Here is a 21,183-nt window from a genome sequence, read left to right on the forward strand (position 1 = left end):
CGGCGACTCCGGAGTCTCTCTCTCGCGCTCCTTCGCAGCCCCCCTTGACCGGCGATCTACGCCAGTAGACACTCACCACTGCCACACGACCGAATGTTTGGTGAAGCCGCCTTCACACATGCTCCGTGGCGCCAGGACGTATTTCCCTGAAGTGCCGGTCGACCGCCGGTTCGGCAGGTGTTCGACGGTCAACGGGGGTACTCGTGCGTTTCCAGTTGCTCGGTCCGCTCAGCATCACCGACGGGCGTGACGTGGTCGTCCTTCCGCCCGCCAAGCCGACGTCGTTACTGGCGGCGCTGCTGGTCCGGCCCGGTGAGGTGGTTCCGACGTCCCGGCTCCGGCAGGCCGTCTGGGGCGAGGAGCAGCCGGCGACGGCGAAGGCGGCGTTACAGAGCTGCGTCCTGCGATTGCGCCGCCTCTTCGCGAAGTACGACATAGAGGCGCAGGCGGTGGTCGCGGTCGCCGGGGGCTACCTCCTCCCGGCCGACGGCGACACCCTGGACCTGCTGCACTTCCGTCGTCTGACCACCGAGGCGGACGGCGCCGGAGAGTCCGAACTCCCCCTGCTGCGCACGGCGCTCGGCCTGTGGCGCGGGCCCCTGCTCACCAACGTCCCCTCCGAGCTCCTGCATCGCGACGAGGTGCCCCGGCTGGTCGAGGAGCGGCTGCGCGTCCTGGAACGCGTCTGCGAGATCCAGCTGGACCAGGGGCGATGTCGCGAGGTCCTGGTGGACCTCTGGGAGGCCACCAGGGCCCATCCCCAGCACGAAGGACTCGCCGCCCAGCTGATGCGCGCGCTCTACCGGGTGGGGCGGCAGAACGAGGCGCTGGCCGAGTACCGAAGGATCAGGACGCACCTCCGGGACGAACTCGGCGTCGACCCGGGCGCGGAACTGCAGAAACTGGAATTGTCCATCCTGCGCGGTGACGAACCCATGGGCCCGGCCCTGGAGCCCACCACACCGGCGCTGACATCGCGTACGGCCCCGGCGAAGAGCGACGCCACGGCCGACGTCACGACCGACGTCACGACCGACGCCACGACCGGCGACCCGGGCCCGCAGCACGGAGGACGCACCGCCCCGGCCGAGCCCCGCGGGCCCGGCCGCCCGTCCCACGCCGAGTCCCACGGGCCGGATCGCCTGTCCCCGCCCGAGTCCCACCGGCCCGGCCGTCTGTCCCCGCGCGAGCCCCACGAGCCTGGACACCCGTCCCACGCCGAGTCCCACGGACCGGGCCTCCCGTCCCCGCCCGCGCCCCACCCGCTCGGCGGCGCGCACCGGTCCGCCCGCGCGCCGGGTCCCCGGTTACCCCACGTCCCCGGCTTCACCGGCCGCATCCGCGAGACCGCCGACCTGGTGCGCCACCTGAGCGGAGGCGGCCGGCCGGACGAGCTGACGAACGCCGCGCCGGTGTCGGCCGTCATCTCCGGCGGCCCCGGCATGGGCAAGACCGCGCTGGCCCTGCATGCCGCGCACCTGGTGGCCGACCGTTACCCCGCAGGTGGCGTGTTGCTGTCACTGAGCGGACCCGACGGCACGCCACGGCCCGTCGACGACGCGGCCGCCGAACTGCGCTCCGTACTCCCCACCGGCGCCTCCCTCGGGTCGTGCCTGGTGATACTCGACGATGTCGTGCACCCGGACCAGGTACGGGGACTGCTCGACGTCACCGCCGCGGGCGCCGTCGTCGTCACCAGCCGTATGGGACTGGCCGCCCTGGTCGCCACGCACGGCCCGGCGGTGCTCCAGCTCGGCGCCCTGTCGGCGCAGGAGTCCTCGGCACTCCTCACCACCGTCCTGGGACAGGAGCGGGTGGAGTCCGAGACCACGGCCGCCCGCACCCTCACGGACATGTGCGGACACGTGCCGCTGGCCTTGCGGATCGTCGGGGCCCGGCTGCTGACCCGTCCCAAGATGTCCCTGGCGGACTACGCCACATGGCTGCGGCGGGACCTGCCCGCCCGGCTGGCGCTGCCCGACGACCCCCGGATGTCCGTACCGCTCGCCCTCGACCAGGCTCTTCGTCGGCTGCCCGCCCCCCTTGCCGACGCGCACCTGCGGCTGGCGCGACTGAGCGGGCGGCTCACCGCGCCCGCCGTGGCCACCACCCTCTCCGTACCCGAGACGGACGCCGAGGAGTTGCTCGAGCGGCTGCTCGACAACGGACTCCTCGAAGAGGACGAGCCCGGGACCCTCCGTATGAACGCGCTGTTCCGCGCCCACGCGCTCCACAGGGCCGCCACCCGCCCCGGCGGCACCCCGCAGGCCGTCGTCGCCGCGGCCCGGCGCGCTCTCCCGTCCGGAGCCACCTGAGGCTCCGCCCGGCTCCGTGCGAAGCGGCCCCGTCGCCGCGCCCCGTACACCCCGCATGTCCCGCCTTTTCAGAACGAGCGGCTCACAGGCCCCGACCCGGAGGTGCGATCCCCGCATGCCCACGACGCCGTACGAGGAGACCGCCGACACCCGACCCAGGGTGCGCCGCGACGTGCTGTTCACCGAGACACCCAAGGGCGTGATCTTCCACAACGCCGACGGTGGCTTCCAGCTCAACTCCCCGTCCGCCTACCGGTTCGTCACTCTGCTCGTCCCGCACATGGACGGGGACCGGACCGTGGCCGAGATCTGCGCGGGCTTCAAGGACCCGCAGAAGGCGATGGTAGGCGGACTGGTCAAGGCGCTGTACGCCCGCGGATTCGCCCGGCCCGTGCCGGACCCCGCGGAGTCCGGCACGGGCGCGTCGGTGGAACCGGCGGTCGCCGCCCGCTTCGCCCAGCAGATCGCGTACATCGACCACTACGCCGACGGTGCCGAGACCAGGTTCGCCGCGTTCCGCGACACCCGCGTCGCCGTGCTCGGCGACGGCCCGGTCGCCCGCTGGTGCGCGCTCTCCCTGATACGCAACGGCTGCGCCGCCGTCGGTGTGGAGTCCGCCGCGGCCGAAGGACCCGTCACCGCCGGGGAGTTCGCCCGGCTCCGGGCGGAGGCGGAGGAGCACACCGCTCGGGGCTGCCCGGTCGAGGTTGCGGTGCTGCCGGACGCCGGCTCCGGCGGAGCGGGCGACTGGGATGCGTACGAGGGGTACGACGTGGTGGTCGCCGCCGGTGGCCGCGACGCCTTCCGGAGCGCGACCGCCCTGCTCGGCCAGGGCGTTCCGGACGGCCGCTTCCTGCTTCCCGCCTGGACCTTCGGCGACCGGGCGGTCGTCGGACCGGTCAGCGAACCGGACTCCGCGGGATGCCTGGCATGCGCGGCGCTTCGGCTCGGCGCGACAGGGGACGCGGCCGTCGCGGCCGAGCTCTGGAGCGGTCTGGCCCTGGGGGAGGGCGCGAGCGGCCCCGCGCCGCGCGGCCCGCTCGCCGCGATGCTCGGCAATCTGCTCGGCTACGAGGTGTTCCGGCTGGTCACCAAGGCACTGCCCGCCGAGACCCGGGGACAGGTGCTGCTCCAGGACATGGCCTCCTTCGACGTCCTGGCGGAACGGCTGCTGCCCCATCCGCGCTGTCCCTTCTGCCCGGCCCGGTCCGGCCAACCCGAGCCCGTCGACCTGACGGAGGCCTCCGAGCGGCCCGCCTTCCAGCCAGTCGTCGCCGCCGCTCCCGACGACGGCGCGACCGAGGGGCCGCTCGCCGAGCTCGACCGTCGCTCGCTCGCCGTCCGACCGTCCGTCGGTGTCTTCACGCGGTACGCGGACGATCCGGTCACCCAGACCCCGCTGAAGGTCGGTGCCGTGGAGATCGGTCTGGGAGCGGCTGGACGGCGAACGGTCGTCGCCTTCGACGTCCAGCACACCGCGGGCGCCCGCCTGCGGGCCCTCGATGCCGCCGCGGAGGTCTACGCCGAGCATGTCGTACCGGCCGTGCTCGCGCCGGACGTCGACGCGCGCGCGGACCGGACGGAGTCGCCGCAAGCGGTGCGTCCGGACCTGCTGACGACGGCCACAGGTGCCGGGGGTGATCGGGTGGCGTCCTGGGTCCTGGCCACGTCGCTGCTGACCAAGGAGGAGACACGGGTGCCGGCCGGCGCCGTGCGGCCCTTCGGACCGCACAACCAGGACCGCCGGTTCGAGCCGTCACGCGCCGGCGCCGGCGCCGGCGGGGGTCTTCCCGAGGCCGCGGCGGCCGGTCTGCTGTCCGCGATCGCCCATGACGCGCTGCGGCGATCCGTACGCGGGGCCGGGCGCACGGCGGTGATCGCCCCGGCCGTCCTCACGGACGTTCCCGAGGCGACCTTCCTGCTGCGCTCCGCCGGGCATCTGGGCCTTGACGTCGAACTGCTCGACCTCGGCGAGGAGGACCACACCGGGGTGTCCGTCGTGCTGGCCAGGACCCGGACCGCGGAGCCGGACGCGCCGGGCCGCTGGGCCATCGGCGCCGCCCTCGACCGGGCGGCCGCGGCCACCGACGCCCTGCGCGACCTGCTCGGCACCGTCCAGCTCGCCTTGGAGGGGGTGTTGGGCGCGCCCGATACCGGTGCTCCGCTCCTCGCCGACCTCGACGCCTTCCTGATACCGGTCACGGCACAGGACGGCGCCACCGGATCGGCCACCGGACCGTCCAAGGCGATCTGGACGGACGTGCTGGAACGCCTCGCCGCCGCCGGGCGGGACGCCTTCGTCGTGCCCACGCACGCAGCCGACCTGCCCGCCGTCGGGATCCACACCGTCCGGGTCCTGCTCACCAAGGCGGCCGACGATGACCGTTGACCTCGTCGAGGCCACCGTCGACGAGGCGCGGGAGCCGCGGCGCGGGGCATGTCGCCTCTTCGCCGAGGAACTCGGTCACGCCCTGACGGAACTGCAGTCGGAGCCCGGCCACCGGCTTCCGGGCATCACCGTCTCCGCCCTCGGCGTACGGGACGCCTTCGCCACCCCCACCAGTGCGGAGGGCGTCGACCGTTCCACGCTTCCCGTGCACCTGTACGGCCGGCAGGCGATCGTCGGCCCCTGGCCGGCGGAGGGACGGACCGGCTGCGCCGACTGTCTGCGGCGCCGCTGGCAGGGCGTGCGCTCCGTGGGGCTGCGGGAGGGCATCGAACTACGCGGACACACACGGGAGGCGGGGTCCTGGCCGTACCGAGTGCCGTTCGCCGCGCAGGCCGTCGCCGCACTCATCGCCCGGCTCGCCGCTGCCCCGCGGGACGATCGACGGCCGTTCCCCGACGTGTGGCTGGTGGACCTGGAGAAACTGACCGTCCGGCACCATCCTCTGGTGCCCGAGCCGGACTGCCCCGGCTGTGGCACACCGCGACCGGTGACCGCGGAGTCGGCCGCCCTCGTCCTGAGGCCCGCGCCCAGATACCGGCCGGGCGTCAGCAGGGTCCTGCCGGTGGACGCGTACGGCATCCAGGTGGACGCCTTCGCCAACCCCCACTGGGGAGCCGTCGGGCCGTCGGTGGTCTGCGACGTCACCTCGCCGACCACCGCGGCCACCGTGGGCTGCTTCTCCAGCCGCTCCGGGGACTATCTGCGGGAGACCTTCTGGGGCGGTCACGCCGACACGTACCACGCCAGCACCCGGATCGGAGTGCTGGAGGGCCTCGAACGCTTCGCCGGGATGCGCGCCCGGGGCCGGGCCCTCACCCTGACCGCCTCCCTGGACGAACTCGGGCCGAACGCCGTCGACCCGCGCGAGACCGGCCTGTACACGGACGACTTCCACCGCGCCAACCCGTGGGTGCCGCCGTTCACTTCGGACCGTCCCGTCCCCTGGGTCTGGGGCTGGTCGCTGCGGGACGCGCTGCCCCGCCCCGTCCCGGAGGTCCTCGCCTTCTACCACAAGCCCGGTATCGAGCACCGGTTCGTGCAGGAGAGCTCCAACGGCTGCGCCTCCGGGGGCAGTCTGGAGGAAGCCGTGCTCAGCGGCCTGATGGAGGTCCTGGAGCGGGACGCCTTCCTGCTCGCCTGGCACGGCATGCAGCCGCTCCCCGAGATCGACCCGGAGAGCAGCGCCGACCCGCGCACCCGGGTCATGGTGGACCGGATGGCCATGTACGGGTACCGGGCCAGGTTCTTCGACGCCCGGATCACCTTCCCGGTCCCCGTGGTCACCGCGGTCGCCGAGCGGTTCGACGGCGGCCCGGCCCGGATGTGCTTCGGGGCCGGGGCCTCCCTCGACCCGGAGGCGGCGCTCACCGCGGCGCTGTGCGAGATCGCCACCGACTCCGTACAGCTCCTCCAGCGCTTCCGCCGCGACGAGGCCGCGTACCGGGCCATGGCCGAGGACTTCGAGAGGATCACCAGCCTCCACGACCATCCGCTGGTCTACGCGGTGCCGGAGATGGGCCGCCACGCCGACTTCCTGCTCCGCCCGGCCTCGGCCCCCGAACCCCCGGAGCGCGGACGCGTGGCCGATCTGCGATGGTCCCGCGCCGACGGCTCCGGTACGGACGTACGGGACGACCTGATCGCCGCGGTGGACGCCGTGACCTCCGCCGGATTCGACGTGGTCGTCGTCGACCAGACCGTGCCCGAGCAACGCGCGCTGGGTCTGCACACCGTGAAGGTGCTGGTGCCGGGCCTGCTCCCGCTCGACTTCGGCTGGACGCGGCAGCGCGCCCGGCACATGCCGCGGATGCGTACCGCGCTGCGTGAGGCGGGCCTGCGGCCGGACGACCTGACCGAGGCCGAACTCAACCCCGGCCCGCACCCGTTCCCGTGACCGGCCGCCCGTCCGTCCCGGCGCGCGAGCGCGCCAAGAACCGAGGAAAGGGGGATCCCATGGGGTACGCCCATGAGTACGCGCACGCCATCCTGCACCGCGGCCGCGTGCCGATGGAGCCCACCGACCATGTCGTGAACTGGGCCGACGGTCCGCGCAGGGGCAAGTTCTACCCGAACGCCGAGGCGTTCGCCCTGCCGGGCACGGAGGACCTCGCCGACGTCCCGATCGCGCCGGGCCTGCTGCCGAGCGCGGCCAAGGACCGTGACGCGGCCAAGGACCGTGACGCGGCCAAGGGCCCAGGAGCCGCCGATGCCCCCAGCGCCGCCGAGGACTCGGCCACCGCCAAGGACGCCGACGGCCCTCGCGGGTTCAGCCTTCCGTTGCTCTCTGCGATGCTCAAGGACTCGTACGGGCTGACCGGCCGCCGCCTCGGCATCCAGGCCAACACCGACCTCGCCGGGCTGCCGTTCTACACCCACGCCAACTGGTCACGCGGCACCGCGGGAGGTGGCGGGCTCTACCCGGTGAGCGTCCACTGGGCGTCCGGCGCCTCCGGCCCCCTCACCCCCGGTCTCCACTACTACGACGTCCACCGGCACGCCCTGCAGCGGTTGCTGGCCGGTGACGTGACGGACCGGGTCCGCGCCGCCCTCGGCCCGGACGCCCCCGCCGAGGCCCTCGAAACCGACCAGTATCTGATCCTCGGCGTCAAGTACTGGCAGAACTCCTTCAAGTACAACAGCTTCTCCTTCCACGTGGTCTGCACCGACCTCGGCACACTGGTGCAGACCTGGCGGATCTGGGCCGCGGCCCGGGGACTGCGCCTCGCCCCGTTGCTGTGGTTCGACGAACCCGCGCTGAACGAACTCCTCGGCGCACCGGGCGAGGAGGAGGCGGTGTTCGCCGTCGTGCCGCTGCACTGGGACGGCCCGCGGCCCGCCCGGCGCACCACCGGCCCGGACGCCCCGCCCACGGACCCGCGCCATCGGCCGGCCGTCCGGCACCGGGACGTCGAACGCTCCCGGACGCTGCTGGACTTCACCACCCTGCGGTCCATGCACACGGCCACCATGGACGGCGCCCTCTCCCGCCCCGCCCCCGGCTCCCTGGCCGCCGCGGCGGCCCTGCCGGACGACGGCGACGGAGTCCGTGCGGCCCTGCCCGCGCCGGTCCTGCCCGACACCGGACTACGAAGGGTTCTGCGCGAGCGCCGCTCCAGCTTCGGCAGGTTCGACGCCCGGCGTCGGGTCTCCAACGGCCACCTGTCGGCGGTCCTGTCGGCCTGTGCCGAGACCCGATTGGCCGGCGACACCGATCCGCACGGAGAGCTCCGGCTCGCCAGGCTCTACGCCTTCGTCAATCACGTGGAGGGCGTCGAGCGGGGCGCGTACGCGTACGACCCCGACCGTGGCGACCTGCGTCTGGTCGCGGCCGGCCCGCAGGGCTCGTTCCTTCAGGCGAACTACTTCCTGGCCAACTACAACCTGGAGCAGGCGGGCGCGGTCCTGGTGCCCACGGTGCGGACCGCCGCCGTCCTCGACGCCGTCGGCGACCGCGGCTACCGCCTCGCCGTCGGCACCGCAGGAGCCGTCGCCCAGAGCTTCTACCTGGCGGCCTCCGCACTGGGCCTGGGCGCGGGCGTCGCCCTCGGTTTCGACAACGTGTCGTTCGTCGAGCGGCTCGGTCTCGCGGACGGCGACGAGGCCCCGCTGCTCATCATGGCCCTCGGTCACGAACGGCCGGGGCCCGCCGACTTCCACCACGAGATCGCCTGACGGCCTCGGAGGATTCCGCATGACACCCACAGAGTCCGGCGTCCCGGACACCGTCGCGGGCACCGGCACGGAGTCCGGGACCCGCTGGGAGCCCGGCAGACGCTTCGTGCTCCGCGCGGCCGGCCTGCCCATCGAGACGGTCGACGGTCTGCGCTGCCCCCGCACCCGCGGCTGGGCCGACGCCGTGCTGGCCGAGGAGGAGCGCCTGACCTCCGCCGGAGCGGCCCTCAGCGATCTGCTGCACGCCCTCGTCAAGTCCACCACCGGCCCCGACGGGGGACCGGACGACGCGGCGGTGCGTCGCGGCCTGCTCGATCTGCGGCGGCGGATCTTCAACAACCGGCTGCCGGCGGACCCCGAGGCGGCCGTCCGGCTGGTGGCACGGCTGGACCGGGAGACCGGCGAGCGCACCGGCCGCTGGCTGCGGGATCGTGCCCGTCTCGCGGAGCTGACGGCCACCGGGGCGGAGCTGCTGGCCGGTGAACTCCGGTCGAGCCGGAGCGCGTTGCGTCGCGCGCTGACGGAGGAGCGACTGCGCCGCGGCCTTCTGCTGGCCTCGCCCGCCCTCGACGGCCGGTTGGACACCTACCTGCGGGACACGAGCGCGCGGCCGGGCAACCGTCTGCGCAAGATCGAGCGTTCCGCCCTCACCTATCTGTACCGCACGGCCTGCAAGACCAGCCCCTTCAGCACCCTCACCGCCGTCGGCCTGGCAGGCTTCGCGGGCGATCCGGCGGACGGCACGGCCGCAATGAATGTCGGCGAGGACTGGACGAGCCACGTACGGCTCAACGTCGTCGTGCTGAGCCGGCTGACCGAGCTGATCGCCGCCGACGACGAACGGCGCCGGGACCTGCCGGTGGTCCTCTCCCCGGGATGGAAACGGGACGCCGACCGCATCCGCTACGTACGCCATGTGACGACCGCGGGCGACGACGGCGCCGCCGTCACCTTCGACGCGGTCCGCGACCGGCTGTTCTTCCTGGGGAGCAGCGGCACCCTGGACCGGCTCCTTGAATGGCTCTGCGACCACGACGGGGTGGTGCGCCACCGTGACCTGGTGGACTGGCTGGAGACGGAGCACCGGACCGGGCGGGACGAGTGCGAGCGGTACGCGTCGGCCCTGCTGAACGTCGGCATGGTGGAGGTACCCCTGCTCCGCACCGACGTCCACAGCCGCGATCCGCTGCGCTCCTACCAGGAGGCCCTGCGCTCCCTGGGGGCGCCCTGGGCCGACCGGCTGGCCGACCTCCTCGACGGACCGGCCGACTGCCTCGCCCGCTACTCCGAGGCCGACGTCGACGAGAGCCGCACGCTTCTGAGCACCCTGCGCGGCCGACTCCTGGCAGCGCAGAGGGAACTGGGGGCGGACGAGCCGACCCTTCCGCAGACCTTGCTGTACGAGGACGTCAGCATGGGCGACGATCTGGTCTGTGGGCCCGCCGTGCTGGACGGGGAGACCGGCCGGGCGCTGCGGGCCGTCGAGGGCGTCCTGCCGCTCTTCGACCTGACGCTCCCTCAACGCATCACGCTGCTCGGCTTCTTCGTCGCCAGGTACGGCCGAGGCGGGCGCTGCGACGACCTGCTGGGTCTGGTCCACGACTTCCACGAGGACTTCTTCGACCAGTACGTGTCCTTCACCTCCAAGCGCGTCTCCTTCGACGCGGACGGCGCGTACGTGCCCGAGGAGAACTGGCTCGGGCAGAGCGAGATGAAGACCCTCGACCGGGCCCGCGGACGCTTCCACGACGGTATGCGCGCCCTGTGGGAGCACCACGGGTCGAAGGGCGCCGAGGAGATCGAGCTGGCCGACGACCTGCTCGCCGCAACCGCCGCCGAACTCGCGCCGCTCGCGGGCCACTTCGTACCGCAGAGCCACCATCTCCAGCTCTCCGGGCCCGACGGAGGCCGGCAGCTCGTCGTCCTCAACAAGTCCTACGGCGGACTGGCCTTCCCCTTCAGCCGGTTCACCCATCTCTACGACGGCGCCGGACCGGACACGGCGGCATCCGGCCTCTCCGACGCCCTGCGTGAGGAGATCGCGGACCGACGGCCGGACGGCACGGTGTTCGCCGAAGTGACCGGAGGGCCGGTCACCAGCAACCTGAACCTGCACGGCCGGCTCACCGACCACCACATCGTCTGCCCGGGCGAGACCAGCACCGCGCCCGAGGCGGGCCGCATCCACCTCGACGACCTCTACGTCGAACACGACGAGGCCGCCGGTCGTCTGGTCCTCCGCTCCCGCCGCCTCGACCGAGAGGTCGTGCCGGTCTACCTCGGCTATCTCGTGCCGATCGCGCTCCCCGCCATCCCGCGCACCCTTCTCCTGCTCTCCCCGAGCACCATGGCCCCCTTCGACATCTGGGCCGGGGTGCCCGAGGGAGAGGCCGAGGACGGGGTCACCCGCAGGCCGCGGGTTCGGTACGGAACCGTGGTGGTCGGCCGGCGCACCTGGACCGCGCTCGCCGAGGTCCTGCCTGCCCCGCGCCCCGGCACGGGGGAGGAGGAGCACTACCTGGACTGGCAGCGCTGGCGCCGCGCCCACGCGCTGCCCGACCGCTGCTTCGCCACGGTCTCCCACCCCGGCCAGGGCCCGATCGGAGCCAAGCCGTTCTACGTCGACTTCGACAGCCCGCTCTCCCTGTCCGCGCTCGACGCACTCGTGGAGCGCGAGCCGGGCACCCGGGTGGCCTTCCAGGAGATGCTCCCCACGGAGGACGGGCTCCACGTCACCTCGCGGCGCGGCCGGCACGTGGCCGAACTCGCCGTGGAGACCTTCACCACCCGCCATGTCCCGCAGTCCGGCCAGGAGGTCGCACCGTCATGCCCGAACTGACCGAGCCCGCGGCCTTCCGGGCGGCCCCCGAAGGCACCGAACCCTCGCCCTGGCTGGCTCTGCACATCTTCTACGCGGCCAACCCCCGGCCACTGCTCGTCGACTGTGTGCGTCCACTGATCGACCGGCTCACCGAGGACGGCCTGCTGTCGGGGTACTTCTTCATCACCTACTGGCTGGAGGGGCCGCACGTGAGGCTGCGCCTCCGACCGAGCGGCCCCGACGCCGAGGCCGAGGTGCGCCGTCGCGCCGAGGAGACGATCAGCGGCTTCCTGAAGAGCCGCCCGGCCCTCTACGAGGTCGACTCGGGATTCCTCAAGGAGTTCTACAACTCCCTCTTCGACATCGAGTTCCCGGGCGAGGACCGGGCCAGGTACATGGGCGCGGACGGCCGGATGAACCTCAGGCCGAACAACTCCTTCTCCTCCGAGGTCTACGCCCCCGAGTACGCCAAGTACGGCGGTCCGGCCGGGGTGGACCTCGCCGAATGGCACTTCCGGCACTCCAGCGACCTCGTCCTGGAGGCGTACCGGAGCATGAATCTCCACCTGCGGACGGTACTGCTCGGGACGTCCGCCCAGCTGATGATGGTGATGGCGAGCTGCTTCCTGCCCGAGGAGGAGCGGCTCGCCGATTACCTCGACTCGTACTACGCCTTCTGGCACCGGCTGTTCCCCGGGACGGGCTTCATCGGATCCACCGAGTACGAGCGCACCTACGAGCGCATGGCGCCCTCGCTCGGCGAACGGTTCGCCCAGCTCAGGGGGGCCGTGGCGAGCCGCGATCCGGCCCGGCTGCCGGCGTTCCTGCGCGGTTGGGCCGAGCACTGCCTGGAGCTGCGCGACCGGGTGGTGGACCTCACCGAGCGAGGTGAACTCGCCTTCCCCGCGTGGGAGGGCCCAGCCCGTGAGGACACCGGGCAGGAGCGTGCCGAGGATCCCGACGCGGCCCCCCTGGTCACCGCGACCCATGTCCCCGCGGTGCTGCCCCGGTTGCTCTCGCCGTACATGCACATGACCAACAACCGGCTCCATGTGACGATCCGGGACGAGGCGTACCTGGCGTTCGTCCTGGGCCGGGTGCTGCGCGAGCCGGCCGGCGGTCCGAGGGACGGACGGCGAGAGGGACGGCAGGACGCCTCATGAGCGCGACGGAGCATGCCGACCGTGCCGCCGCGGCCCGCGCCTACCGTCCCGCACTGCGGCCGGGCGTGCTGATCGGCCCGGCCGTGCTGCGCGGACCGCGGACCGTGCACCTCATCAAACACCCGGTCAGCGGAGCCACGTTCGAGGTCGGCCCCAAGGAGCACTTCGTCATCAGCCGGCTCGACGGCACCCGGAACCTCGACGACGTCGTGTCCGCGTACGCGGCCCGGTTCCGTCTCAGGCTCCCCGAGGAACAGTGGACGCGACTGCTCGGCCTGCTCGGCACCCGCGGACTGCTTGCCGGATCCCCGGACCCCGCACCGCCCGAGCCGCCGCCCGCCCGCACCGGCACCTTCTGGAAGGGCAGTCGGCGGACCGTGGCGGACGCGCACAGGACCGCCGGACGCCTGCACCGACTCCTGTCCCCGCTGCTCCGCCCCTGGGCCCAACTGCCCCTGGTGGCAGCCGTTCTGTCGATGATCGGGACCGTACTCGCGGATCCGGTGACGTTCCTCGACGGAACCCTCGACCTGCTGACCCGGCCCCTCGTGCTGGTCCCGTTCGCGGTCTTCCTCTGGTTCAGCATCTGCCTGCACGAACTCGCCCACGGCATCGCCGCCCGCCACTACGGCGGCGTGGTCACCGAGATCGGGCTGCGTTGGCGGTTCCCGGCCATGATGATGTACTGCACGGTCGACAACTACCTGTTCCTGCCCGGTCTGCGGCCCAAGCTGGTGGTGGCCGCGGCAGGCGCTCACGTCAACCTGGTGCTCCTGCTGCCCTTCGCGCTCTGGTGGGCGCTCCTTGAGCCGACGGACCCCAGTCGCCCGCCGCTCGCCGGAATGCTCTTCATCGGCTGCGCGCAGGCTCTGAGCAACCTCGTCCCGCTGCCGCCGCTGGACGGGTACCGCATCCTCAGCCACACCCTGGGCACCGCCAACCTCGCCCCGGAGACCTGGACCTACCTGACCCTGCGCCGGCGCGGGCGGGAGGCGGTCGCCGCGTACCCGCGCCGGGCCCGCCGGATCCACACCTCCTACGCCGTCACGGCGGTCGCCCTGGTGCTGCTCGCGGTGGCCGGAACCTGCACGGCCGTACTCCTCCTGCTGCTCCGATGACCTCGACCTCCCGACCCGACGGCGAAAGACCACGCAACTCATGAATGAGGTACCCGAATGAGCTCCACCACCCCCCTCACAGATCCCGGAGCCCGAGCGGCCGTCGCGGTCGTCGACGTGACCAAGACCTATGGGGACCGCAAGGCCGTCGACGGGGTTTCCCTGACCATCCGGCGCGGCGAGTTCTTCGGGCTCCTCGGCCCCAACGGCGCCGGAAAGTCCACCCTGGTGGAGATCATGGAAGGGCTGCGCAAGGCCGACTCCGGATCGGTCACGGTGTTCGGCGAGTCGCCCTGGCCGCGCAACACCGCTCTGCTGCCGCGCATGGGCGTACAGACCCAGTCCTCGGCCTTCTTCGTGCGGCAGACCGTCCACGAGCACCTGCGTACCGTCGCGGCACTGTTCGGCGCGGACCGCGCGGCGGTCGACGCCACCCTCGGCGCCGTGGGTCTCGACGGGCAGCACGACGTCCGGGTCGACGACCTCTCCGGCGGCCAGCGCCAGCGTCTCGCCATCGCCTCCGCGCTGGTCCACGGACCCGAGCTGATCTTCCTCGACGAGCCGACCGCCTCGCTCGACCCGGAGGGCCGCCGTGATCTGTGGGAGGTCCTGCGCGGCCTCAAGGCGGAGGGCCGGACCATCGTCTACACCACCCACCACCTGGACGAGGCGGAGGCACTCTGCGACCGCGTCGGAATCCTGGTCGCCGGCCGACTCGTCGTCACCGACGAACCGCAGCACCTGATCCGGACCTTCGGCGCGAGCAGTCGGCTGCTGGTGCCGCTCGGCCGGATCGACGAGGAGCGGGCCAGGTCCCTGCCCGGTGTGGACGGCGTCTTGGTGCAGGGCGGACACCTCGTCCTGGAGACCCGCGCCACCGGCCGGGTGCTCGCCGCCCTCGACACCGTGACCGGCCTGGACGGCGTGCAGACCCGCACGCCCAGCCTCGAGGACGTCTACCTCGACCTCACCGCCCGGCGGACCCCCCTCGCCCCGAACAACCAGGAGCAGCAGGCATGAGCGCCTACTCCGCCCTGACCGCAGCGGGCTACCGTGCCCAGGTCCGGGACAAGACGACCGTCTTCTTCACCTTCGCCTTCCCGTTGATCTTCCTCGTCGTCTTCGGACTCGTGTTCCGCGGCCGGGCCGTCGAGGAGAGCGGCTTCTCGTACCTCTCCTACACCGCCTCCGGAGTGCTCTCCTGGGGCGTCGCGAACGCGGCCGTCTTCGGCATCGGGTTCACGCTGATGCAGTGGCGCGCGGACGACATCCTCCGGATGATCCGGATGTCTCCCGCCCCGCTGTCCTCGGTCATCGGGTCCCGCTACGTCCTCGCCCTGGGGGTGGGGTTCGTCCAGTCGGTGCTCTTCGTCGGGGTGGCGATGCTTCCGGGCTTCGGCCTCGTGCCCGCCTCCCGGTGGCCCCTGCTGATACCCGTCATGCTCCTCGGCATCACGACCTTCCTGCTGCTCGGGGTGATCATCGGCAGCATCGCCGACACCCCGGAATCGGTCGCCGGCATCGCCAACTTCCTGATGCTGCCCATGGCGTTCCTGTCCGGCTCGTTCTTCCCCCTGGACTCCATGCCGGAATGGCTGCAGCGCATCTCGCTGATCCTACCGCTGCGCTATCTCAACGACGCGGTGTCGGCCGCGCTGACGGGCCGCGGGGACCTTTCCGACATCGGCGTGGGGTGTGCCGGACTCGTCGCGTTCGCCGTGGTCTTCAGCGCCGTCGCGGCGCGCACCTTCCGCTGGACGAAGACGTCATGAGCACCGCCACCCGGCTGCCGGCGCATCCGATGGCGGAGGCCCGCGACGCCCTCCAGACCTTTCTGGAGGGCCACTTCGGAGCCGACGCCCCACGGGTCGTACCGCTCGGCGCCGTCGGCGCGCGGGGTGCGGCCACCGAGGCACCGGACCCCTGGAGCGCGGACCGTCCGACGGCGCTGGTCCACCTCAGCGCCTCGGCCGTGCTGCTCGGGCCGTGGGGAGGAGACGGCACCGCACCCGCCTGCGGCCGCTGTCTCGCCCTGCGCTGGCAGCGGTTGCGCAGCCGCAGCGAGCGCAACGCCCTGGAGACCGGCGGCCTCGACGGGCCCCGCCCGGCCGGCGCCTGGCCGCTGCTCACCCCTCACGTCCACGACGCCGTGGCCGCGCTGTGCGAGGCCCTGGTGCGCGGTCCCCGCCCGGTGCCGCCCGCCGAACACCCGGCGGACCGCGCCTTGCCCCAGGTGACCCGCGTCGACCTGGCGAACCTGCTCGTCAGGACCTACCCCCTGCTCGCCGACCCGCTCTGCTCGGACTGCGGACCGCGAGCCCGGGCCCGGACAGCGGACGAGGTGCGGCCGCTCACCCCCGTACCGCGTCCCAAACCGGACCCCGACTCCTACCGGCTGCGCTCGGCGTTCGCCTACCCGCTCCCCGTCGACGCCCTGGCCAATCCGGTCTGCGGCGCGCTGGGGGCCGGCACGTGGAACGACGTCACCTCGTCCACCACCGCTCCGGTGGCCGGCAGCGCGTTCGTCCGGGGGTACGCGGGGCTCCACGACGTCACCTGGAGCGGGCAGGAGAACTCCTTCGCCACCAGCCGTCGGCTCGCGTTCCTCGAGGGTCTGGAGCGGTACGCCGGAACCCATCGGCGTGGTGGCCACGCGCCGGTCGTCGGCTCGTACGAGGAGCTGAAGGCGCAGGCGATCGACCCCGCCGTGTGCGGCCTGTACAGCCCGGAGACGTACCGGGACGACCCGATGGTCAGGCCGTTCGACCCCGGCCGGCCCATCCCCTGGGAGTGGGGCTGGTCGCTGAGGGACGAGCGCCCCGTTCTGGTGCCGTCGCGGCTGGTCTACTACAGCATCCCGCTCGCCGGCGACGACTTCGTCTTCGAATGCTCCAACGGCTGTGCCATCGGCGGCTGTCCGGAGGAGGCGGTCCTCGGCGGCCTGCTCGAACTCGTCGAGCGCGACTCCTTCCTGAACGGCTGGTACGGCCGGACCCGACTCCCTCGCGTCGACCTGGCGTCGGTCGGCAGCCCCACGGTCGCCGCCATGGTCGAGCGGGCCGCCCTGCAGGGCTACGACGTGCACGCCTTCGACAATCGGATCGACCTGGCCATCCCGGCCGTCACCGTGGTCGGCGTCCGCAGGGACGGGGGCCCGGGCACCTTGTCCTTCGCGGCCGCGGCCTCCCTGGACCCGAGGTCCGCGGTCGAGGGGGCGCTGTCCGAGGTGCTGAGCTACATCCCGCACCTGGCACGGCAGACGGCCGAACGCCGCGACGAACTGGAGGCCATGGCCGACGACTTCTCGCTCGTACGGCATCTGAAGGACCACCCCCAGCTCTACGGGCTGCCCCGCATGGCCGAGCACGCGCACGGCTATCTGGAACCGTCGGAGGCCCGCCCCTTCGACGACGTGTACCGGGACTGGGAGGGCCACGGCCGCCCGCGCACCGGAGACCTGCGGGACGACGTCGCCGTGGTCAGGGACGAGCTGGTGCGGGCCGGCCATGACGTCGTCGTCGTCGACCAGACCTCGCCCGAGCAGGAACGGATGGGGCTGCGCACGGTCGCCACGGTGGTGCCGGGCCTGCTGCCGATCGACTTCGGCTGGAACCGGCAGCGCGCCCTCCTGATGCCCCGGCTGCGCACCGCGCCACGACGCGGCGGACACCGGGACCGCGACCTCACCGACGCCGAGATCCGAAGGGCCCCCCATCCCTTCCCCTGACGGCAGCCCCTGAGCACACCCCCACCCGGGTCTCCCCGCGCCGCGGCGGAGGCCCGGCCGTACCCCGGAGTCCGCCGATGCACCCGCCGTCCCTCCTCGTCCTGGCCGGAGACGTACTGCGGCCGGCCCTCACCCTCTACCTGGACCTCCACGCGCACCCCGAGACGTCCGGTCGGGAAGCCCGCACCGCGGACCGCTTCGCCGGACGACTCACCGCGGCGGGCTGCGAGGTCACCCAGGGGGTGGGCGGCCACGGCGTCGTCGGCGTCCTGCGCAACGGGGCCGGACCTCGCGTCTGGCTACGGGCGGAGCTCGACGCGCTCCCGATCCGCGAGCGGACCGGGCTGCCGTACGCCAGCCGCAACGACGCCATGCACGCATGCGGCCACGACCTGCACCTGGCCGCGGCGAGCGGGGCCGCGGAGCTGCTCTCCCGGCTCTCCGACCGATGGCGCGGCACCCTCGTGGTGATGGGACAGCCCGCCGAGGAGACGCTCCGCGGGGCCGAGGCAATGCTGCGCGACCGGCTGTACGAGCGGTTCGGCAGGCCCGATGTCGTACTCGCCCAGCACGCGGCACCCCTGCCCTCCGGCACCGTCGCGCACGCGACGGACGGGACACCGATGGCGGCCGCCGGCGCGGTGCTCGACGTGACGGTGCACGGCCGGGGCGGTCACGCCGCCACCCCGCACCTGGCGGTCGACCCGGTCGTCGCCGCGGCCGCCATCGTCACCCGGCTCCAGACCGTCGTCGCCCGCGAGACCGCGCCCGCCGACCAGGTGACGCTGACCGTGGGCAGGCTCCGGGCCGGAACGGCCGCCAACGTCATACCGGACGAGGCCACCCTCGGCATCGGGGTCCGCGCGGCGAGCGAAGCGTCCCTCGACCGGGCCCTGGCCGCCGTACGCCGTATCGTCCTCGCCGAGAGCGCCGCCGCAGGCGCCCCCGAGGAACCCGAGGTGACCGTCGCCTCCCGCTCGGCGGCCCTGCGCTGCGACCCGAACACCACCGCGTCGATACGGCGCTCCCACACGCGGCTCCTGGGCCCCGGGAGGGCCCTGACCTGGCCGGGATCCATGGCCACGGAGGACTTCCCGCTGTTCGGCGACGCCGGAGCCGCGATCCACGGGCAGCACGGAGTCCCCCTGGTCTACTGGATGCTCGGCGTGCTGAACCCGGCCGCATGGGGCCGGGCGACGGCAGACGGCCCCGACATCCAGCCGCCACCGGCCCCCAACCACTCCCCGTACTTCGCCCCCGACATCGGCACCGCCCTGCGCCCGGCGATCGCCGCGCTGACGGCCGCGGCGCTCGACCGTTTCGCCGCCACGTGAGAGGGCCGGCGATCGGAACACGACGGATCAGCACGACGGATCAGGAATCAAGAAGCGTGGACCCCGCGCCGCCACTAGCGTGACCGGTACGGAGAGGGCAGCGTCCACGCGAGCCGGGCGACGCCCGCGGAGACCGCCGAAGCGGCCCGCCCTACAGATGGAGACACGAAGAGCATGGCCAAGAGGACGAACACGCGGACGCCCGCGCCGCGCGCCACCGACAACCACGACGTGATCCGTGTGCTCGGCGCCCGCGAGAACAACCTCAAGGACGTCAGCATCGAGATCCCGAAGCGCCAGCTGACGGTGTTCACAGGAGTCTCCGGCTCGGGCAAGAGCTCGCTGGTCTTCGACACGATCGCCGCGGAGTCCCAGCGGCTGATCAACGAGACCTACAGCGCCTTCGTGCAGGGCTTCATGCCGACCCTCGCACGGCCCGACGTCGATGTCCTCGAAGGGCTGACGACCGCCATCAGCGTCGACCAGCAGCGGATGGGGGCCGATCCCCGGTCCACGGTCGGCACCGCCACCGACGCCAACGCGATGCTGCGCATCCTCTTCAGCCGCCTCGGGAAGCCGCACATCGGCCCGCCCAGCGCCTACGCCTTCAACGTTCCGACGGTCCGGGCGGCCGGCGCCATCACCGTCGAGCGCGGTGAGAAGAAGGCGGTGAAGGCGACCTTCAGCCGTACCGGCGGCATGTGCTCACGCTGCGAGGGCCGCGGCTCGGTCACCGACCTCGACCTCACCCAGCTCTACGACGACTCCAAGTCGCTCGACGAGGGCGCTCTGACCATCCCCGGCTACAAGCCGGGCGGCTGGAACTACCGGCTGTACAGCGAGTCCGGCCTCTTCGCGTCGGACAAGCCGATCCGCAGGTTCACCAAGCGGGAGCTGCACGCCTTCCTCCACCACGAGCCGACCCGGATGAAGATCGCGGGCATCAACATGACGTACGAGGGTCTGATCCCGCGGATCCAGAAGTCGATGCTCGCCAAGGACAAGGAGGGGATGCAGCCCCACATCCGCGAGTTCGTGGAGCGGGCCGTCACCTTCACCACCTGCCCCGAGTGCGACGGCACCCGGCTCGCCGAAGGCGCCCGGTCGTCCAAGATCAAGCGGATCAGCATCGCCGACGCCTGCGCGATGCAGATCAGCGACCTGGCCGAATGGGTCCGCGGTCTGAAGGAGCCCTCGGTGGCGCCACTGCTCACCGCGCTGGGGCACACCCTCGACTCGTTCGTCGAGATCGGACTCGGCTACCTCTCGCTCGACCGGCCGGCGGGCACGCTGTCGGGCGGCGAGGCACAGCGCGTCAAGATGATCCGCCACCTCGGCTCGGCGCTCACCGATGTCACCTACGTCTTCGACGAGCCGACGATCGGGCTGCACCCGCACGACATCCAGCGGATGAACGACCTGCTGCTGCGGCTGCGCGACAAGGGCAACACGGTCCTCGTCGTGGAGCACAAGCCGGAGACGATCGCGATCGCCGACCACGTCGTCGACCTCGGCCCCGGCGCCGGTACGGCGGGCGGCACCGTCTGCTTCGAGGGCACCGTCGACGGGCTGCGGCGCGGGGACACCGTCACCGGCCGCCACCTCGACGACAGGGCGACCGTCAAGGAGACGGTACGCAAGCCCACCGGTGCCCTGGAGATCCGCGGCGCGACGGCGAACAACCTGCGCAAGGTCGACGTCGACGTGCCGCTCGGGGTGCTCGTCGTCGTCACCGGTGTCGCGGGCTCCGGCAAGAGCTCCCTCGTCCACGGATCGATCCCGGCGGGCGAGGACGTCGTCGCGATCGACCAGAGCCCCATCCGCGGCTCGCGGCGGAGCAACCCCGCGACGTACACCGGACTGCTCGAACCGATCCGCAAGGCGTTCGCGAAGGCCAACGACGTGAAGCCGGCGCTGTTCAGCGCCAACTCCGAGGGCGCCTGCCCCACCTGCAACGGCGCCGGCGTCATCTACACCGACCTGGCCATGATGGCCGGTGTGGCCACCACCTGCGAGGACTGCGAGGGCAAGCGGTTCCAGGCATCGGTGCTCGAATACCACCTCGGTGGACGCGACATCAGCGAGGTGCTCGCGATGTCGGTGGACGAGGCCGAGGAGTTCTTCGGCGCCGGCGAGGCCCGCACGCCGACCGCGCACAGGATCCTCGAACGACTCTCCGACGTCGGGCTGGGCTACCTCACCCTCGGCCAGCCGCTCACCACGCTGTCCGGCGGCGAACGGCAACGGCTCAAGCTGGCCACGCACATGGCCGAGAAGGGCGGCGTCTACGTCCTCGACGAGCCGACCACCGGCCTCCACCTCGCGGACGTCGAGCACCTGTTGGGGCTGCTCGACCGGCTCGTCGACGCCGGAAAGTCGGTCATCGTCATCGAGCACCACCAGGCGGTGATGGCGCACGCCGACTGGATCATCGACCTCGGCCCCGGCGCCGGCCACGACGGCGGCCGGGTCGTCTTCGAGGGCACACCCGCCGACCTCGTCGCCGACCGCTCGACCCTCACCGGCGAGCACCTCGCGGCCTACGTCGGCAGCTGACCGGAAGTGCACGGGCCAAGGGGTGTCC

The 21,183-nt window shown here is 72.7% G+C and carries 12 protein-coding genes; all 12 read left to right on the forward strand.

What is annotated here, in order from left to right; all coding sequences use genetic code 11:
- Positions 1-203: 203 nt before the first annotated feature.
- The 12 genes from ACFQ7Q_RS26900 (at position 204) to ACFQ7Q_RS26955 (ending at position 21,155) form a co-directional block, all read left to right on the forward strand.
- Positions 204-2,315, forward strand: a complete 2,112-nt coding sequence (locus tag ACFQ7Q_RS26900; RefSeq protein ID WP_383559495.1) for a BTAD domain-containing putative transcriptional regulator — start codon at positions 204-206, stop codon at positions 2,313-2,315.
- A 115-nt stretch (positions 2,316-2,430) separates the two neighbouring features.
- Positions 2,431-4,704 (forward strand): TOMM precursor leader peptide-binding protein, encoded by a 2,274-nt coding sequence (locus ACFQ7Q_RS26905; RefSeq protein WP_383559497.1) that lies wholly within the window; start codon positions 2,431-2,433, stop codon positions 4,702-4,704.
- Positions 4,694-6,658 (forward strand): TOMM precursor leader peptide-binding protein, encoded by a 1,965-nt coding sequence (locus ACFQ7Q_RS26910; RefSeq protein ID WP_383559499.1) that lies wholly within the window; start codon positions 4,694-4,696, stop codon positions 6,656-6,658. Before ACFQ7Q_RS26905 ends, ACFQ7Q_RS26910 begins: the two co-directional genes overlap by 11 nt.
- Positions 6,659-6,717: 59 nt before the next feature.
- The gene (locus ACFQ7Q_RS26915) at positions 6,718-8,436 is read left to right on the forward strand and encodes a nitroreductase family protein (RefSeq protein WP_383559501.1); all 1,719 of its coding nucleotides are present in this window, start codon (positions 6,718-6,720) and stop codon (positions 8,434-8,436) included.
- A 19-nt stretch (positions 8,437-8,455) separates the two neighbouring features.
- Positions 8,456-11,275 carry a lantibiotic dehydratase gene (locus ACFQ7Q_RS26920; RefSeq protein ID WP_383559503.1) on the forward strand — a complete coding sequence of 940 codons (2,820 nt, stop codon included), beginning with the start codon at positions 8,456-8,458 and terminating at the stop codon, positions 11,273-11,275.
- On the forward strand, positions 11,263-12,420 hold the full coding sequence (locus ACFQ7Q_RS26925; RefSeq protein ID WP_383559505.1) for a lantibiotic dehydratase C-terminal domain-containing protein: 1,158 nt from the start codon (positions 11,263-11,265) through the stop codon (positions 12,418-12,420). The genes ACFQ7Q_RS26920 and ACFQ7Q_RS26925 overlap by 13 nt, the downstream gene beginning before the upstream one ends.
- Entirely contained in the window at positions 12,417-13,538 is a 1,122-nt protein-coding gene (locus ACFQ7Q_RS26930) for a metalloprotease (RefSeq protein WP_383559507.1), read from the forward strand. The genes ACFQ7Q_RS26925 and ACFQ7Q_RS26930 overlap by 4 nt, the downstream gene beginning before the upstream one ends.
- A gap of 57 nt (positions 13,539-13,595) precedes the next feature.
- Positions 13,596-14,558, forward strand: coding sequence for an ABC transporter ATP-binding protein (locus tag ACFQ7Q_RS26935; protein WP_383559509.1), 963 nt, complete (start codon positions 13,596-13,598; stop codon positions 14,556-14,558).
- On the forward strand, positions 14,555-15,310 hold the full coding sequence (locus ACFQ7Q_RS26940) for an ABC transporter permease (RefSeq protein WP_383559511.1): 756 nt from the start codon (positions 14,555-14,557) through the stop codon (positions 15,308-15,310). Before ACFQ7Q_RS26935 ends, ACFQ7Q_RS26940 begins: the two co-directional genes overlap by 4 nt.
- A complete protein-coding gene (locus ACFQ7Q_RS26945) occupies positions 15,307-17,265 on the forward strand; it encodes a TOMM precursor leader peptide-binding protein (protein ID WP_383559513.1) in 1,959 nt (652 codons plus the stop codon). The genes ACFQ7Q_RS26940 and ACFQ7Q_RS26945 overlap by 4 nt, the downstream gene beginning before the upstream one ends.
- Positions 17,266-17,342: 77 nt before the next feature.
- The gene (locus ACFQ7Q_RS26950) at positions 17,343-18,599 is read left to right on the forward strand and encodes an amidohydrolase (protein WP_383559514.1); all 1,257 of its coding nucleotides are present in this window, start codon (positions 17,343-17,345) and stop codon (positions 18,597-18,599) included.
- Positions 18,600-18,773: 174 nt separating this feature from the next.
- Positions 18,774-21,155, forward strand: a complete 2,382-nt coding sequence (locus tag ACFQ7Q_RS26955; RefSeq protein WP_383559516.1) for an ATP-binding cassette domain-containing protein — start codon at positions 18,774-18,776, stop codon at positions 21,153-21,155.
- Positions 21,156-21,183: the final 28 nt, after the last annotated feature.

The sequence above is a fragment of the Streptomyces sp. NPDC056527 genome, assembly GCF_042794475.1.
In the GTDB taxonomy this organism is placed as follows: domain Bacteria; phylum Actinomycetota; class Actinomycetes; order Streptomycetales; family Streptomycetaceae; genus Streptomyces.

Coding starts and splice junctions, on each gene's coding strand:
- ACFQ7Q_RS26905 (WP_383559497.1), top strand. CDS start 2,431: ATGCCCACGACGCCGTACGAGGAGACCGCCGACACCCGACCCAGGGTG.
- ACFQ7Q_RS26910 (WP_383559499.1), top strand. CDS start 4,694: ATGACCGTTGACCTCGTCGAGGCCACCGTCGACGAGGCGCGGGAGCCG.
- ACFQ7Q_RS26915 (WP_383559501.1), top strand. CDS start 6,718: ATGGGGTACGCCCATGAGTACGCGCACGCCATCCTGCACCGCGGCCGC.
- ACFQ7Q_RS26920 (WP_383559503.1), top strand. CDS start 8,456: ATGACACCCACAGAGTCCGGCGTCCCGGACACCGTCGCGGGCACCGGC.
- ACFQ7Q_RS26925 (WP_383559505.1), top strand. CDS start 11,263: ATGCCCGAACTGACCGAGCCCGCGGCCTTCCGGGCGGCCCCCGAAGGC.
- ACFQ7Q_RS26930 (WP_383559507.1), top strand. CDS start 12,417: ATGAGCGCGACGGAGCATGCCGACCGTGCCGCCGCGGCCCGCGCCTAC.
- ACFQ7Q_RS26935 (WP_383559509.1), top strand. CDS start 13,596: ATGAGCTCCACCACCCCCCTCACAGATCCCGGAGCCCGAGCGGCCGTC.
- ACFQ7Q_RS26940 (WP_383559511.1), top strand. CDS start 14,555: ATGAGCGCCTACTCCGCCCTGACCGCAGCGGGCTACCGTGCCCAGGTC.
- ACFQ7Q_RS26945 (WP_383559513.1), top strand. CDS start 15,307: ATGAGCACCGCCACCCGGCTGCCGGCGCATCCGATGGCGGAGGCCCGC.
- ACFQ7Q_RS26950 (WP_383559514.1), top strand. CDS start 17,343: ATGCACCCGCCGTCCCTCCTCGTCCTGGCCGGAGACGTACTGCGGCCG.
- ACFQ7Q_RS26955 (WP_383559516.1), top strand. CDS start 18,774: ATGGCCAAGAGGACGAACACGCGGACGCCCGCGCCGCGCGCCACCGAC.